General features: G+C 63.7%; 11 protein-coding genes and 3 tRNA genes. 1 reads left to right on the top strand and 13 read right to left on the bottom strand.

Annotated elements, in window-relative coordinates:
* Nucleotides 1-55: 55 nt before the first annotated feature.
* The 12 genes from rpoB to ACPDIX_RS02920 form a co-directional block, all read right to left on the bottom strand.
* On the bottom strand, nucleotides 56-3,949 hold the full coding sequence (rpoB, locus tag ACPDIX_RS02975) for a DNA-directed RNA polymerase subunit beta (protein ID WP_423430288.1): 3,894 nt from the start codon (nucleotides 3,947-3,949) through the stop codon (nucleotides 56-58).
* A 233-nt stretch (nucleotides 3,950-4,182) separates the two neighbouring features.
* Complete coding sequence (rplL, locus tag ACPDIX_RS02970) at nucleotides 4,183-4,575, bottom strand: 50S ribosomal protein L7/L12 (protein WP_423430287.1); 393 nt, start codon at nucleotides 4,573-4,575, stop codon at nucleotides 4,183-4,185.
* A gap of 141 nt (nucleotides 4,576-4,716) precedes the next feature.
* Nucleotides 4,717-5,247: a 50S ribosomal protein L10 gene (gene rplJ, locus ACPDIX_RS02965; protein ID WP_423430286.1), complete on the bottom strand. Its 531-nt coding sequence runs from the start codon at nucleotides 5,245-5,247 to the stop codon at nucleotides 4,717-4,719.
* Nucleotides 5,248-5,293: 46 nt separating this feature from the next.
* The gene (gene rplA, locus ACPDIX_RS02960) at nucleotides 5,294-6,001 is read right to left on the bottom strand and encodes a 50S ribosomal protein L1 (RefSeq protein WP_423430285.1); all 708 of its coding nucleotides are present in this window, start codon (nucleotides 5,999-6,001) and stop codon (nucleotides 5,294-5,296) included.
* A 58-nt stretch (nucleotides 6,002-6,059) separates the two neighbouring features.
* Nucleotides 6,060-6,485, bottom strand: coding sequence for a 50S ribosomal protein L11 (gene rplK / locus ACPDIX_RS02955; protein ID WP_423430284.1), 426 nt, complete (start codon nucleotides 6,483-6,485; stop codon nucleotides 6,060-6,062).
* 70 nt (nucleotides 6,486-6,555) lie between these two features.
* Nucleotides 6,556-7,110, bottom strand: a complete 555-nt coding sequence (nusG, locus tag ACPDIX_RS02950) for a transcription termination/antitermination protein NusG (RefSeq protein ID WP_423430283.1) — start codon at nucleotides 7,108-7,110, stop codon at nucleotides 6,556-6,558.
* Nucleotides 7,111-7,116: 6 nt separating this feature from the next.
* On the bottom strand, nucleotides 7,117-7,377 hold the full coding sequence (gene secE, locus ACPDIX_RS02945; protein WP_423430282.1) for a preprotein translocase subunit SecE: 261 nt from the start codon (nucleotides 7,375-7,377) through the stop codon (nucleotides 7,117-7,119).
* A gap of 12 nt (nucleotides 7,378-7,389) precedes the next feature.
* Nucleotides 7,390-7,479: transfer RNA gene (locus tag ACPDIX_RS02940), tRNA-Ser, on the bottom strand.
* A gap of 11 nt (nucleotides 7,480-7,490) precedes the next feature.
* Nucleotides 7,491-7,566: transfer RNA gene (locus ACPDIX_RS02935), tRNA-Trp, on the bottom strand.
* 70 nt (nucleotides 7,567-7,636) lie between these two features.
* Nucleotides 7,637-8,842 (bottom strand): elongation factor Tu, encoded by a 1,206-nt coding sequence (gene tuf, locus ACPDIX_RS02930; protein WP_423430281.1) that lies wholly within the window; start codon nucleotides 8,840-8,842, stop codon nucleotides 7,637-7,639.
* A 48-nt stretch (nucleotides 8,843-8,890) separates the two neighbouring features.
* A tRNA-Thr gene (locus ACPDIX_RS02925) sits at nucleotides 8,891-8,966 on the bottom strand.
* Between the two features lie 339 nt (nucleotides 8,967-9,305).
* Entirely contained in the window at nucleotides 9,306-9,998 is a 693-nt protein-coding gene (locus ACPDIX_RS02920; protein WP_423430280.1) for a hypothetical protein, read from the bottom strand.
* Nucleotides 9,999-11,001: 1,003 nt separating this feature from the next.
* Here ACPDIX_RS02920 and ACPDIX_RS02915 point away from each other — a divergent pair.
* Nucleotides 11,002-11,628, top strand: coding sequence for a riboflavin synthase (locus ACPDIX_RS02915; protein ID WP_423430279.1), 627 nt, complete (start codon nucleotides 11,002-11,004; stop codon nucleotides 11,626-11,628).
* 899 nt (nucleotides 11,629-12,527) lie between these two features.
* Here ACPDIX_RS02915 and ACPDIX_RS02910 read toward each other — a convergent pair.
* Nucleotides 12,528-15,815 carry a molybdopterin-dependent oxidoreductase gene (locus ACPDIX_RS02910; protein WP_423430278.1) on the bottom strand — a complete coding sequence of 1,096 codons (3,288 nt, stop codon included), beginning with the start codon at nucleotides 15,813-15,815 and terminating at the stop codon, nucleotides 12,528-12,530.
* Nucleotide 15,816: the final 1 nt, after the last annotated feature.

The raw sequence follows: 15,816 nt of genomic DNA, 5'->3' as shown, positions 1-15,816 counted from the left end.
GTTGCCAATCACGGTGCCAAAGCTGTGCTCAACGGTGACCGGTCGCAACGCCTGCTCAGAGTGCACTGAGGAGGCGCGCCGGTTCCGGCGGGGCCTCGGCCGGGCGGGCCATGCCCACCCGGACGTCCAGGCCGAGGGCCTGCATTTCTTTGACCAGGACGTTGAAGGACTCGGGGATGCCGGCCTCCAACACATTGTCGCCCTTGACGATGCTCTCGTACACGCGGGTCCGGCCCTGCACGTCGTCGGATTTGACCGTGAGCAATTCCTGGAGGGAATAGGCCGCGCCGTAGGCTTCCATGGCCCAGACCTCCATTTCGCCGAACCGCTGGCCGCCGTACTGGGCCTTGCCACCCAGGGGCTGTTGGGTGACCAGGGAGTACGGTCCCACCGCGCGGGCGTGGATTTTGTCGGCAACGAGGTGCCCCAGCTTCATCATGTAGATGTAGCCCACGACGACCTCCTGATCGAACGGTTCGCCGGTGCGGCCGTCGTAGAGGATGGCCTTGCCGGCCTCGTTGACCAGCACGGGTTGACCGGCGGCCTTTTGTTTTTCGCCGGCCTGGCGGAGATACTCGCGGATCTCCTTTTCCTTGATCCCGTCGAAGACGGGCGTGCTGAACCTGAGGCCCAGGACGTGGGCGGCCCAGCCCAGGTGGGTTTCCAACAGCTGACCCACGTTCATACGGGAGGGCACGCCCAGCGGATTGAGCACGATGTCCACCGGCGTACCGTCGGCCAGGAAGGGCATGTCCTCCTCCGGCACGATCTTGGCGATGACGCCCTTGTTGCCGTGCCGGCCGGCCATTTTGTCGCCCACGGAAAGTTTCCGTTTGGAGGCGATGTAAACCTTGACGGACTTGATGATGCCGGTGTCCCGGCCCTCGCCCGATTCGAGGCGTTCCATCTCCTCGTCATACTGCATCTGGAGATCATCGAACTTCTTTTTGTAGGCGCCGATGATCTCGTTGATTTTGTTGCGGATGGGCGAGGGATCGATCTCGATCCGGTCGTACACCTCGGCCAGTTTCCGCAGGAGCGTTTTGGTGATCTTGCGGTTGGCCGGGATGATGATCTCGCCGGTTTCGCTGTTGACGACGTCCAGCGGGATTTTTTCGCCGAGGAGGATGTTGCTGAGGGCCTCGGTGAGCTGTTCTTTCAGCTCGGTTTGTTTCTGTTTGTATTCCTCCTCGATCTGTTTGGCCTGTCTCTGACTGTCCTCGATCTGGGCCTCTTTTTCGCTGTCCTTTTTCGAGGAGACCTTGACGTCCATGACGATACCGTAGGTGCCCGAGGGCACGCGGAGGGAGGTGTCTTTGACGTCGGCGGCCTTTTCGCCAAAGATGGCACGCAGGAGGCGTTCCTCGGGGGCCAGTTCGGTCTCGGATTTCGGCGTGATCTTGCCGACGAGGATGTCGCCGGGCCGGACCTCGGCACCCACGCGGATGACACCGTCCGGGCCGAGGTTTTTGAGGGCGTCCTCACCCACGTTGGGGATGTCGCGGGTGATCTCCTCCGGGCCGAGTTTGGTGTCCCGGGCGCTGACCTCGAACTCCTCGATGTGGATGGAGGTGAAGATGTCGTCCTTGACGATGCGGGAGCTGATCAGGATGGCGTCCTCGAAGTTGTATCCGTTCCAAGGCATGAACGCCACGAGGACGTTCCGGCCCAGGGCCAGTTCACCGTTGTGCGTGCACGGACCGTCGGCCAGGACCTGGCCCTTCTTCACCGGGTCACCCACCCGGACCAGGATTTTCTGGTTGATGCAGGTGGCCGCGTTGGAGCGCATGAACTTCCGGATCGGGTAGATCCAGATGCCCTTGTCCGGGTCGTGTTTGAGTTTGCGGCGTCCCTCGGGCAGCTTGCCGTCCTTGGTGACGATGATCAGGTTGCCGTTGACGGCGGCCACGCGTCCGGATTCCTCGGCCACCACGACCGCCCGGGAATCGCGGGCCACGCGTTCCTCCATGCCGGTGGCCACGTAGGGTGCCTCGGTGACGATGAGCGGCACGGCCTGCCGCTGCATGTTCGAGCCCATCAACGCGCGGTTGGCGTCGTCGTGTTCCAGGAAGGGAATGAGACTGGCCGCCACCGAGACGAGCTGTTTGGGTGAGACGTCCATGTAGTCCACCCGCTCGGGCTCGACCTCGACGAAGTCGCCGCGGGCGCGGCAGAGGATGCGGTCCACGAGGAACCGTCCTTTTTCGTCCACGGGCGTGTTGGCCTGGGCGATGAGGAACTGCTCCTCCTGATCGGCGGTGAGGTACTCGATCTTGTCGGTGACCCGGCCTTTCTCGACCTTGCGATAGGGGGTCTCGAGGAACCCGAATTCGTTGACGCGGGCGTAGGTGGCCAGCGAGGCGATCAAGCCGATGTTCGGCCCTTCCGGCGTCTCGATCGGGCAGATGCGGCCGTAGTGCGACGGGTGGACGTCGCGGACTTCGAAGCCGGCCCGGTCACGGGACAATCCGCCGGGGCCGAGTGCGGACAGACGCCGCTTGTGGGTCAGTTCGGCCAGCGGGTTGATCTGGTCCATGAACTGACTCAACTGGCTGCGGCCGAAGAAGTCGCGTATGACGGCGGAGAGGGCCTTGGGATTGATGAGTTTTTGGGGCGTCATGGGTTCGACCGTTTGGTCGAACAGGGTCATGCGCTCCTTGACCAGGCGTTCGGTGCGGGCCAGGCCCACGCGGCACTGGTTGGCCAGCAGTTCGCCGACGGTGCGGACGCGCCGGCTGCCGAGGTGGTCAATGTCGTCCAAGGTCCCCTCGCCCTGACGGAGGCGCAGGAGGTACTTGGTGGCGGCGACCAGATCCTCCTTGGTGAGGATCCGGACGTCTCCGGTTTTGAGTCCGAGTTTCTGGTTGATCTTGTAGCGGCCCACGCGGCCCAGGTCATAGCGCTTGGGATCGAAGAACAGGCGCTTGATCAGCGCGCGGGCGTTGGCGGGCGTGGGGGGATCGCCCGGACGCAACCGGCGGTAGATGTCGCGGAGGGCTTCCTCCTCGTTGCGGGCCGGGTCCTTGCGGATGCATTTGATGATGATGGCCTCGTCCACCGAGGTGTCCACCACGCGGATGCGCTGGACGCCGACCTCGGCGATCTGTTTGAGGACGGCCTTGGAAAGCGGTTCGAAGGCACGGGCCACGATGAGGTTGTTGGACGGGTCCACCACGTCATGGATGAGGACCAGGTTGGCGAGGTCGTCCCGTTTCTCGGCCTCCTTGAGGGTGAGCTCCTGGATGTCATAGAAGAGGCGCAGGATTTCCTCGTCGGTCCCGCGCACCTTTTCGGCGCCTTCCCGGCCCTTGGCGGGTTCGCCGTCCAGGAAGCTGATGGCCCGGAAGAAGGTGGTGATGAGGAACTTTCGACGCCGCTTCTTGCGGTCCAGGTAGACGTAGAGAAGATCGTTGGTGTCGAACTGGGCCTCGTACCAGGAGCCCCGGTCGGGAATGATACGGTACGAGTGCAGCGTCTTGCCGTTGGGGTGCTGGGTGGCTTCGAAGACCAGGCCGGGTGAACGGTGCAACTGGCTGACCACGACGCGCTCTGCGCCGTTGATGACGAAGGAGCCCTGCGGGGTCATGAGCGGGATTTCGCCCATGAAGACCCGTTCTTCCTTGACGCTCTTGTTCTCTTCGCGGAGGCGGAAGGTGACGTAGAGCGGAGCCCCGTAGGTCAGGCCCTCGCGAAGGGCCTCCAGCCAGTCCATCTTCGGCTCGGTGATCTCGTACGAGACGAAGTCGAGGACGAACTTCCCGTCGTAGCTTTCGATGGGAAAGATCTCCTTGAAGACCGCCTGTAACCCCGCCAGTTTGCGTTTGTTGGGGGGCACGTCCTTCTGCAGGAACTCCTCGTAGGAGGTGATCTGCAGTTCGATGAGGTTCGGCGGCGCAATGACTTCCTTGATGCGGCCGAAGTTGATTCGTTCAGTTGCTCGCGCTGGCATGTTGTTTGTTGACCTCTTCCCGGGGCCGTTTCACGGACCCCCGGGTCCCACACCCACTTCACCCACAATGGCACGGGGACGGGAGCCCCGCCTCCCGCCCTCGGCCCCACCTGGCCCCGGACCGGGCAGGGTTCCATCCGATCCGGCTGTGACCCGGCGTTGCCGGGACCGAAAAGAGCGTAACCGGGCGGCGGTCCGGTCGGACCGCCGCCGGCTCAGCTGCAAAGGGCCGATTACTTGAGCTCGACCTTGGCACCGGCATCCTCGAGCTTCTTCTTGGCCGCCTCGGCCTCCTCCTTGGAGACCCCTTCCAATACGGGTTTCGGGGCCCCCTCGACGAGCGCCTTGGCGTCGGCCAGGCCCAGTCCGGCCTTGATCTCGCGGACGGCCTTGATGACGGGGATCTTCTTGTCCGCCGGCAGGGAGACCAGGACCACGTCGAAGGTGGTCTTGGCTTCCGCGGCCGGAGCGGCCGCACCGGCGGCAGCGCCGGCGGCCGGGGCCGCTACGGCGACCGGGGCCGCAGCGCTGACCCCCCACTTTTCTTCGAGTTTCTTCACCAGCTCAGCGGCCTCCAGGACCGTGAGCTTGCTCAGTTCTTCCACCAGGTTTGCGATGTCTGCCATGGTACCTCTCTTCTCGTCGCCACCCGTGGCCACAGGTGATTTCAGTTCACGGCCTGTGAACCGACGAGGGATGTTGGTTTGTGTCCGATCTCATGTTGCCCGGGTGTCCCAACGCCCGGGAAAACCGTCTGTCCGGCCCGTTCAGGATCCTGCTGCCTGGCCGCCTTCCTTGTCGACCCGGGCTTGAAGAACGCGGGCCAGTTGGGCGGCCGGGGTTTGGATGAGACGCACCAAACGCGCGGCCGGTTCCTGCAGCAGACCCAGCAACTGGGCGCGCAGGACATCCAACGGCGGCAGTTCGGCCAGCTCCTGTAGTTGGGCCGCGTCCAACTGCTGGTTGCCCAGTAAGCCGACATGTAACTTGGGCTTGTCAAATTCGGCGGCGAAGGTTTTCAGGACCTTGGCCGCGGCGCAGATGTCGCGCCGGCCGGTCACGGCCGCCAGCTGGCCGGTGAGGAGGTCGCCGAGGTCGCCCAGGCCGGCCTCGCGGGCGGCGATGCGGAAGATGGTGTTTTTAATCACGTGGAGCTCGGCCTCGGCACCGCGCAGGCGCCGGCGCAGCTCGGTCATGGCGGCCACGTTGAGGCCGGTGTAGTTGACGAGGATGACGTAGGGCGAATTCTGCAGCCGCTGCAGATATTCCTGGGTCAAAGCTTGTTTTTCCGGGCGCATAGGCTTGGCAACGCTTTCAACGATGGGATTCCTGGGTCATTCCGGTTCAGGCGGTGATTCCGAGGTCCCGGAGGTCGAGTCGGACCGACGGACTCATCGTGCTGCTGATGGCGCAACTGTGGATGTAACGTCCCCGAACGGACGCCGGTTTGGCCTTCACCACGGCATCGATGGCGGCGCGGGCATTTTCCTCGATCTGTTCGGGCGTAAAGCTCGTCTTGCCAATGGCCATGTGCAGGTTGGCGGTCTTGTCCACCTTGAACTCGACGCGACCGGCCTTGACCTCGCGCACCGCCCGGGCGGTGTCCTCGGTCACGGTGCCGGTCTTCGGATTGGGCATGAGCCCGCGCGGCCCCAGGATCTTGCCCAGCTTGCGCACCTCGGTCATGGCCTCGGGCGTGGCGATGGCCACGTCGAAATCGGTCCAGCCGTCCTGGCATTTTTTGATGTATTCTTCGAAGCCGACGTAATCGGCGCCGGCGGCCTTGGCCGCCTCGGCCGCTTCGCCGGGCTTGGCAAAGACCAGCACCCGGACCTTCTTGCCGGTGCCGTGCGGCAAGGAGACCGTGCCCCGGACCATCTGGTCCGATTGCCTGGGGTCCACGCCCAGACGGAAGGCCAGTTCGACCGTCTCCTCAAAGCGGGCGCGCGGGAATTTTTTCACGATCTCCACCGCCGCCTTGAGCGGATAGGTCTGTTTCGGATCAACCAGTTCGAGTGCCTTCAGGTAACGTTTGCTGTGTTTTTTGCCCATGGTTCGTGGTTGCGGTGCCGGCGGGTCCGCCAGAGGGGACCCTCCCGCGGATTCAGCTTCAGTCCACCACTTCGATGCCCATGCTGCGAGCCGTACCGGCGATCATCCGGTAGGCGGCTTCCTCGGAATTGGCGTTCAAATCCTTGGCCTTGATCTTGATGATTTCCATGATCTGCTGGCGGGTGACCTTGCCCACCTTCTCCTTGTTCGGGGCCTTGGATCCGACGGCGATGCCGGCGGCCTTTTTCAGGAGGGCCGAGGCCGGCGGGGACTTGGTGATGAAGGTGAACGACTTGTCCTGGTAGACGGTGATGACCACCGGAATGATCATGCCGGCCTGGTCCTTGGTGGCGGCGTTGAACTCCTTGCAGAATGCCATGATGTTCACGCCGTGCTGACCCAGGGCCGGGCCGACCGGCGGAGCCGGGTTGGCCTGACCGGCCGGAATCTGCAATTTGATGACCGCTGTGACTTTCTTTGCCATGTGTGAATTCCACTTGTGACGCCGGGCCCGTCTGCGCCGGTTGGTTCCGCAGACCGGACGCCGGTTCGTTTCAGGCCTTCTCCACCTGCCAGTATTCCAGTTCCACCGGTGTGTTGCGGCCGAAGATGTTGACCACCACCTTCAGCTTGCCGCGTTCCGGCTCGATTTCCTGGATCACCCCGCTGAAGTTCAGGAACGGGCCGTTGTTGATCTTGACCGTTTCCCCCACTTCAAAGTTGACCTTGGGCCGCTCGACTTCCTCGGAGGCAGAAATCTGGGCCTTGATCTGTTCGACCTCCTCGTCGGGCGTGGCCTCGGGCCGGTCGCCGCTTTCGCTGGCGAAACCGAGCACGCCGGGGGTTTCCTTGATGAAATAGTAGGGCCGGGGCAGCAACTGGTCCTGGTCATCAAAGAGCACCATCCGCACGAACACATAGCCCGGCCAGAGCTTGCGCATGGAGGTGATCTTCTTCTGGTTGCGCACCTCGACGACGCGTTCCTCGGGGACCATGACCTCGAGGATGTAATCGGTCAGTTCCTCGGTCTTGGCGCGCTTTTCGATGCTCTCCTTGACCTTTTTCTCCTGACCGGCCAGCGTGTGCAGGATGTACCAACGGGGTTGCATGCAGGCTCAGCCCATGATGTGCCGCGCGAACAGCGCAAAGATGAAATCCACCAGCGCGGTGAAGAACCCCAGCAGCAGGGTGGCCACCGTCACCACCACGGTCGAACCTTTCAGTTCGTCCCATGTGGGCCAGGTGCACTTGCGCAACTCTTCGCGCGTCTCTCTGAGGTAGTTGGCGAACCGGGCCACATAGCCGAGGTACCAAAGCACCCCGAACGCGATCCCGAGAATCGCCAGCCAGATCAGCGTTTTGACCAGGTCGTTCACAGCCTAGTTGTTTGGCGGAGAGGGAGGGATTCGAACCCCCGTCGGGCTTGCGCCCGAAGCGGTTTTCAAGACCGCCGCAATCAACCACTCTGCCACCTCTCCGGTAGCCGCGTTGGCAGGGCGGGAGGGACTCGAACCCCCAACCAACGGTTTTGGAGACCGCTGCTCTACCAATTGAGCTACCGCCCTCCCCGCGGGCTGTGCGGTCGGTCCCGGGGACCACGGCCCTCCGGCCGTTCACCCCCGATTCCGCACCGCCCTATTCGATGATCTCGGTCACCCGACCGGCGCCGATGGTGCGGCCGCCCTCGCGGATGGCGAAGCGTTGGCCGCGCTCCATCGCGATCGGCGCAATGACCTTGACCTCCAAATTCACATTGTCACCGGGCATGACCATTTCAACCTTCTCGCCCGTGAGCGAGCGGATGTCCCGCACGTCACCCGTGACGTCCGTGGTGCGGAAATAGAACTGCGGCCGGTAGTTGACGAAGAAGGGGGTGTGCCGACCGCCCTCTTCCTTGGACAGGACGTACACCTCCGCCCGGAAATGGGTGTGCGGGGTGATGGAGCCCGGCTTGGCCAGCACCATGCCGCGTTCCACCTCGTCCTTCTTGATGCCGCGCAGCAGCACACCGACGTTGTCGCCCGCAACCGCCTTGTCGAGGATCTTGCGGAACATTTCGATGTCGGTGGCCACCGTCTTACGGGTCTCCCGCAATCCCACGATCTCGACCTCCTGCATGCGCTCCAGGACGCCGCGCTCGACGCGGCCGGTGACGACGGTGCCGCGACCTTCGATGTTGAACACGTCCTCGATGCTCATGAGGAACGGCTTGTCGATCTCGCGCGTCGGCAGCGGGATGTACTCGTCAACGGCGTTGAGCAGTTCCTGAATGGACTTTTCACCCTCCGGATCGCCGGCCAGGGCCTTCTTGGCGCTGCCCCGGATGATGGGGGCGTTGTCACCGTCGAAGCCGTACTTTTTGAGGAGGTCCCGCAGCTCCATCTCGACCAGATCGAGCAGCTCGGGATCGTCCACCAGATCCACCTTGTTCAGGAAGACCACGATGGCCGGCACGCCCACTTGGCGAGCCAACAGGATGTGCTCGCGGGTCTGGGGCATGGGACCCTCGGCGGCGTCCACCACCAGGATGGCGCCGTCCATCTGGGCCGCACCGGTGATCATGTTCTTGATGTAGTCGGCATGACCCGGGCAGTCCACGTGCGCGTAGTGGCGCTTGTCACTCTCGTACTCGACGTGGGAGACGGCGATGGTAACCGTCTTGGTCTCGTCACGGACGGTACCGCCCTTGGTGATTTCGGCGTAGCTGATCGGCTTGGCCAGCCCCTTGCGGGCCTGCGTGGCCACGATGGCGGCCGTCAGTGTGGACTTGCCGTGGTCAATGTGACCGATGGTGCCGACGTTGACGTGCGGCTTCGTACGCTGAAATTGCTCTTTACCCATTGCGATGTTCCGTTGATTTGGCTCGTTTTCGTTGTTCTCGACGAAAGCTGGAGCCCATGACCAGGATCGAACTGGTGACCTCGTCCTTACCAAGGACGCGCTCTACCGACTGAGCTACATGGGCTTCCGACCCATCCCATCTCGTCGATGCAGGTCGGGCTGCAAAAAACGACAACAACCCGCCGCCCCCACCCTTCCGGTTGCCGGGGCCAAGGGGGCTGGCACGGTGTTCCTTTCTTTGCGGCCCAATGACCAAGGCCGTAAACTAGAGAGCAGCCCGCCGCCTGTCAACCGGCATTTTTGCGCCCCGGCTTCCCGGCGAAAAGTGGGCAAGACACTGTACAGAATCGTATGGGAATTGCAAGGGAGGACGCAAGGCCGGGCGCATGATGCGCCTGCCTACGGTTCCCGGCCGTTTCAGCCCTCGAAAAAGCCACGACGGCACGCCTGTGCCGGCCAACTGTCAAACCTGGGGAGGCAGACGCGAGGTGCGCGCCAGACGTTGGAAGACCTCGTAAAACTCTCCCGGGAAAAATGTGGCCATGCCCGGAGCGAAGCCACACGCACCGTTCCACATTTCGAAAAACGCCCTCAATTCGGCCTCCAAGAACGCAGGGTCCAACAACATCCGGGCCAGCTCAAGGGCCTCCTGCCGGTTCAACGGTTTTTCATCACTCTCGTCCTGCCAGTCGCCCGTGATGGTCTTCTCAATTGCGGATTCCAAATCGGCCCGCACTCGATCCCACGGCCGGCCGGGGAACTTTCGAATGCTGGCGCCCAAGCTTCGTGCATCGGGGAACTGCTGCAACAGTTCGGCGTGAAGGGGAACAACCTGCTCGGCCTTCAATACCGAGCTGGGCAGTAACAGGCTCGGGCAGCCGCCGGTGATCCACCGGAAGGAGGCGCGCACCAACGATTCGGCCTCCCATCGCCCGTGCACGAGTTCTCCGACCTCGTGGAACTCCTGCTCGACGGGGTGCAGCATGAGGCTGAGGACCTTGAGCCGCGCGCCGTTCCTTTTCCGCCCGGCCAGAACCACCGCACTCAGGGTGGGGCCGAAAGGATTCAGGATGCCCGCTGCCGACAACGTAAGCAAAGGTGTGGCGAGAACTTTTTCCCGGCTCCACGTTTTGGGAAACGGATGGATCTCAAGCATGTCGGAACGTCTCCTTTCTCCTCTGCCGGTAGCAGCCCCGGGGTGTTCAGACCTGCAACTGCCCCGACCTGCAGCTGTCGGTTTCGCAGCCGACCTCGGGCGCCGCTGCCAACGACCGGCAGCGCACAGCAGGATGTGTGCCATTTATCCGGCAGCCAGACTCAGCATAAGAAACGCCATGAAGTCCGGGACATGGTTCCCTGAAGGGTCCGCACCTGGCGGTCCTTGGGGGAGAATCGCCCCTTCGTGCGGGCAAGATGTGCGCTTTGTAAAACGGCTTGTTGCTCATCAAAGGGCGGCTCACGCGGGACGTGTCTCAAACCGAGGCAGACAAAGGGTTCCCGCCACCGCCACGCCGGCGCTGCCAAGCATGAAACAGCGGCGAGCAAGCGACCCCAGTCGCGAGCCGCCCCTCTTGGTGGAGTGCACGGTGGGCTGATGGCAACACCCGGCGTTTTCTCACCGCGAGGCCATCGGGAGCCGAATCCGGGGCAAGCGATCCATGCAGGGGGCTGGATCCTCCGGGGGAGCCGGCGCGGTGGAGGTGCGCTGTCCGGGAAAACCACGGTCGGTTCCGACGTCAACAGCAAACTCCCACCGGCAGCCGGCGATTCCGGGGTCTGCCGCCGTATCCAGATCCGGGTTTTCGGGTCACCAAAGCGGGTCCTTGTTGCCCGGACTGCGCACCGCCGATCGGAAAAGCCCGGAGCGAGGACCGTTCCGGTGGGGAGGGTAACAGGGTGGCATACCCGTGTGGTCTCGGGCCGTGTGGCGGGTGCGCCGCGCCACTGGCACCTCGGCGAGGATGCGCCAGATCGGGCCGCCGGTCCGGTTCCCGTCTCCCTTTCTCGGTTTGACCGCTGACGGCACAGGTTTGCGAACACGGGTATGAATCGCTTGTCTGGGAGACCAAGGGAACCCTCTGGAGGCACGGGTTGCCCGGCGCACCCCGGGAATGCGGCCGTGCTTGCGGGTGCTGGGTTCAACCCACCACCATACCCGCATGTTCACGGGCATCGTGGAGGAAGCGGGGGAAGTGGTGAGGATCGAACCGGGGGATGAGGCCATTCGGTTGACGATCCGGGCAGGAAAAACCGGCAAGGGGTTGAAGCCCGGCGGGAGCCTTGCGGTGAACGGTTGTTGTCTGACGGCGGTGCAGTTGCGGCGTCGCGGGGGCAGCACGCTCGTGCAGTTCGACCTGCTGCAGGAGACGTGGCGGCGGACCAATTTTCAGTTTTTGGAACCCGGAAGTCTGGTCAACCTGGAGCGGCCGTTGCGGGCCGGCGGCGAGTTCGGCGGGCATTTCGTAACCGGTCACATCGACGGCGTGGGCCGCATCACGCGGTGGGAAAGGGTCGGCCGGGATCACCTGCTGGACATCGCGGCGCCGCCGGAAGTGATGCGGTACATCGTCTTCAAGGGGTCGGTGGCCGTGGACGGGATCAGCCTCACGGTGGCCGGCGTGCAGCGCGGCGGGTTTCGGATCTGGATCATCCCTCACACTTTCGAGGTGACGAATCTGCGCAGCCGGCGGGTCGGCGATGCGGTGAATCTGGAGGCCGATCTGCTGGGCAAATACGTGGAAAAGTTCCTCCGGGCTCGTCGAGCGCGGGGCCGCTCCTCGCAGTAGGCGCGCGAGTGCCGCAGGCCCCCGGTTTCTCCGCGAAAGTCACAAGCCGGCGCGTGCCGTTTCTTCCGGACGGCGCGCCATTTGCCAGGGTGGACCAAAGCCACACCTTTTCCTGCAAGGGCTCCCGAAGCACCCATACGCAGGCCAGCGCGATCAATCCCATGACCAGACCGGCGTTCCATTTGAGACCCACTCGCGCCGAACCAAGGGAGAGACGACCGCCAATGGGCACGGCCCGAAAAACCATCCTGTCGTCTTTCATGGTCGGATGCAGCTGAGGCGGTGGGGAGCCGGGATTGTCCGCGGCGGGCGCTTGTACGGCCCCGGCCATCCGCATGACGCCGCCGGCGGCGGCAACCAGCCTGGGAGCCGGCACCTGCCCTGGATTTCGGCCGCTGTGGAGCAAGGTCTCCGGCCGGTGACCCGCAGGGGCACAGACCTGCGCACATCGGTCAAGCCCCGGGGATCGAAGGCTGGGCGCGCAACCGCACGGCTGCGCCGACCATTCCGCCGGTTACATCCGGGGGACTCGGACGTGGCACAAGCCTGTGGAGCGTGCCCTGCCTGCGCTTCCCGCGGCGGGCGCACACCCGACGGGACGGCTGCGCCGACTGCCGGACCCCGGACCCAGCGTGGCACGAACCGTGTCTCCGGTCTCCATGTTACGGACAGACACCTTTGCACACCGACCTCCACTGCTGGGAGGGACGGCGCGCCAACGTTATTCCGCGGGGGTGCAGGAAGGGCGAAAAGGCCCGCAGGCGAGACCCTCCGCTCCGCGCCGGCGGGTGCTTAAAGGAGGGCTGATGTCCACCGCCGGCACGGGCGCGCGCACCGAGGCAGGTTTGGAGCCCGAGGGCTCCAGGCGGGCGCGGCCGCCCTGGCGGGCGGTCGGAGGCTCAGGCGTGGGTCTCCCGCAAGAGGCGTCCGCGCAGGGGTGGAAGCGTGCCCGGCGGCATCTTCACCAGACGAACGGAGGTATCGTAGAAGCTGACGCTACCCCCCACCGGGTCCACCAAGCAGGTGTTCTTCAAGGCCGGGTCGGTCCACATGGCCGCGTTGGCGTGGATACCGGTGGCGCGTCGCGGATCGCCCGGGATGCGTTGCCCGTCAATCACCACGTCCACGGCGCCCGTGGCCCAGTGTCCCCAACCGAGAGCAAAGCTGACGACGCCGGGCCGTATGGTCTCGGTCAACTGCACACGTCCGATCATGGGTTTGCGGATCCCGTCCGCGATCGGCCAGATGCCCTCCGGGTTGGTGGCGCTGACGATCTTGACCGCGTCCCCGTCGCGCAGGCCGAGACGGCGGGCATCGCGCGGGTTGAGCAGGATGGAGTTCTCCGGCATGAGAGGCCGGAGCCAGTAGTTGGAGATGGTCCGGCTCTTGGTGGCGTTGATGACGCGGTGGGTGATGAGCTGCAGGTCGTGGCCCTGCTGCAGACCTTCCAAGGAGCGGCCGAGGTAATCCGTCACCGGCACGTAGGCAGCGTGGGGGATGTAGGGCTGGCCGGTGCCGCTGTGACGGTATTCGCCGGTTTTTTCCTGATAGAGGCAGAGCAGTTTGCCGTAGGGATTGGGCAGGCGGGGTGCAGCCTTGCTCATGGCGGATGCATCCTGGTAACGCCCGCCGCGGTTGAGGACATAGACCACCTTGGGCCACCATCGCTCGCCGGCGGCATCGCGCCAGCGTTCCGGATCGAAGACCATCCGCGGCAGATGGCGCCGCGCCTTCAGGAAAAGCTCCTGTTCGCGTGCGTCGGCGTCCGGCACGGCGTCCGAACCGTCGGGACGGGTTCCGGCGGCCAGGTTGGCCACGCAACGCAGGTAGAAGTGATCATAGTGGGTCAGGGGTGCGCCCGGCCCGAGGGCATCAGGTCCGAAAGCCGGCAGACCGAGCTTTTCCGCCAGGGCCATCAGAAGCGATTCCAGGCAAATGGGCATTTCCTGGCCGTAGACGCGGCAGGTCTCGGGGACGGGACTCATGACCGGTTGACGCACGGGCTGGACGGTCAGGTTCATGTTCGGGTGCGAGCCATGAAACTCCCAGCGTTCCAGGTAACTGAGGTCAGGGAAGATGTAATCGGCGTACACCGACGTCGTGCCGATGAGGATGTCGCTGGCGATGAAGAGGGGCAGTTTGTTTACGTCTCGCAAGATTTCGATGTTGGTGTGACCTGCTGGCAGGGCATAGGTAGGCGCACCCATGTACAGCAGCAATGCCTTGACCGGATACGGATAGGCATCCCCGATGCTGGGGATGATCTCTTCGTAGATGTCGCTGGCTAAAGGGTACCAGTTACGCCGGGCCGGGTAGCCCTCGAACAGCGTGGTCTGCTCGTAGGCGACTCCGTGGCGGATGATACTGACTCCGAACGCAGGGATGGCACCGGGTACAGCGGTCAGGTTGTAAGGCCCGCCGTTGGCGCCGTCGTAGGGGTAGGTGTTGAGGGCCGACATCCCGCCCTGCCAGTCGAAGTTCCCCAGAAGAGCGTTCACGGTGTACCAGGCGAGGACGTTGTAGAAACCGTTGGTGTGCTGTGCGACGCCGCGGTGCAGATCCACGGCCGCCTGTTTGCCATGCCGCACCAACTCCGCGACGACCTCTTCCACGTCGGCAGCATCGAGTTCGCAGATCCGGCACCACTCCTCAAAAGAGTGTCTGAAGGCCTCCTCCCGGATGATCTGGAGAGCAGATTTGACCCGCGTGCCATCCGGCAAGGTGGTATCTACGAAAAGGTCGCCACTCACAGCGTTGGCCGTGTCGTTGGGATCGAACGCAATGAAGCGATCGCCCTGACGGACGAGCAGGAACTTTTCCTCATACTCGACTTCACCCTTATCTGTGGTGACCCTGCGTTTTTCGGGCCGGGCCAGGCCGTGCTCGGCAGCTCGGACGAAGGCACCGGGATGATCGTCGTGGATTTCGACCAACCAGGTGGCGTTGGTCCAGGTGCTCTCGCCGGCGGCCTGGGCGGCGGCTTTGTTGGCTGCTGAGAGGAGTCGAGCATCGTAGGCGCCGTGCTCGATCATCCAGCGCAGGAAAGCCATGGCCAGCGCACCGTCGGTGCCCGGTTTGATGGGCAACCACTTCCATGCTTTGCTTGCCAGCTTGGAGAAACGGGGGTCCACCACCGCGATGCGGGTCTTGCCCTGGACAATATTCTCAGTGAGCCGGACACTGCGATTGGGCGGGCCGTAGTTGGCCTCGAACAAGTTGGCGCCCACAAAGAGAATGAAACGTGCATTCTCGGTGTCAGCCTGAAAATAGAACTTCTGGCCTCCGCCGAAGCTTCCGGCCTGATATTGCTCGCTCATGGCCTTGCAGGTGAAATAGAGCGAGCCCTGGCAGACGGTGGTGTGCCCGTGGAGATTGGTTGTGCCGAAAGCGGCACCGAACCGCTTGATGAATTCGCTGCGCCCACCCTTCAGCCGGCCCCAGGCAATGACAAACTGGTTGTTCCGCGGGCCCAGGTCGGGATGGTCCGGATCGATCAACAGGTTCAAATGGGCGGCGAATTTTTGTTTGAAAGCGGCCACTCGATCGGCTTTTTTCTTGTGATCTTTCTCCTTCCAGATGGCCTCCACTTCTGCGCGCATGGCCTTGGCCAGGTCCGGATCACGCAGGCTGAACAGGGCACGCAACCCCTCCACTTGCCGGTTTTCTTCCCCGGGCACGTGCGCGAAGAGCTTGCCACCCTCAACAATCTCCCGGACCGCCTGGTCAAAGTCGATGGTAATCCACTTGTTCTCGCCCCGTTTTCCGGCCCGTTTGAGGACCTTGCGGATCCGGTAGGGATCATAGGCGGTCTGCAGACCGGCCTGGCCCTTCGGACAAATGCTGCCGTCCACGTAGACCGCATCGAAGGGAGAAGCCGACCCGGGCAGGTGAGGAAACAACGTCCAGGGGTTGTAAGGGTTGCCGTCGATCTTGGTGACCACGCCGTTCTGCACCTTGACCTTGATACCGCAACCGGTGTTGCAGTTGAGGCACACGCTGTAGAGGCAGTTTTCGGGTTTGGCGAAGTCGTAGGGTGCATCCGGACGGTTGCTGCTGAGGATCCGTCCCTCGGCAGCCTCGGCGTTCATGGCGCGGGCCAACAGAGAGCCGCCCAGCAGGGCACCGGAGCGTCCCAGGAACTCACGCCGCGACAGACCGGAAGGTGAAGGAGAAACTGAAGCTTTCATG

The organism is Limisphaera sp. 4302-co, assembly GCF_049537155.1.
In the GTDB taxonomy this organism is placed as follows: Bacteria; Verrucomicrobiota; Verrucomicrobiia; order Limisphaerales; family Limisphaeraceae; genus Limisphaera.
Note: the sequence above shows the minus strand (reverse complement) of the source record. Positions and strands in the feature narration are given on the sequence as shown.

Bases quoted from the DNA above. Each gene is read 5' to 3' on its own strand.
- nusG (WP_423430283.1), bottom strand. From the start codon at position 7,110: ATGCAACCCCGTTGGTACATCCTGCACACGCTGGCCGGTCAGGAGAAA.
- rpoB (WP_423430288.1), bottom strand. From the start codon at position 3,949: ATGCCAGCGCGAGCAACTGAACGAATCAACTTCGGCCGCATCAAGGAA.
- ACPDIX_RS02910 (WP_423430278.1), bottom strand. From the start codon at position 15,815: ATGAAAGCTTCAGTTTCTCCTTCACCTTCCGGTCTGTCGCGGCGTGAG.
- rplJ (WP_423430286.1), bottom strand. From the start codon at position 5,247: ATGCGCCCGGAAAAACAAGCTTTGACCCAGGAATATCTGCAGCGGCTG.
- rplL (WP_423430287.1), bottom strand. From the start codon at position 4,575: ATGGCAGACATCGCAAACCTGGTGGAAGAACTGAGCAAGCTCACGGTC.
- rplA (WP_423430285.1), bottom strand. From the start codon at position 6,001: ATGGGCAAAAAACACAGCAAACGTTACCTGAAGGCACTCGAACTGGTT.
- rplK (WP_423430284.1), bottom strand. From the start codon at position 6,485: ATGGCAAAGAAAGTCACAGCGGTCATCAAATTGCAGATTCCGGCCGGT.
- ACPDIX_RS02920 (WP_423430280.1), bottom strand. From the start codon at position 9,998: ATGCTTGAGATCCATCCGTTTCCCAAAACGTGGAGCCGGGAAAAAGTT.
- ACPDIX_RS02915 (WP_423430279.1), top strand. From the start codon at position 11,002: ATGTTCACGGGCATCGTGGAGGAAGCGGGGGAAGTGGTGAGGATCGAA.
- tuf (WP_423430281.1), bottom strand. From the start codon at position 8,842: ATGGGTAAAGAGCAATTTCAGCGTACGAAGCCGCACGTCAACGTCGGC.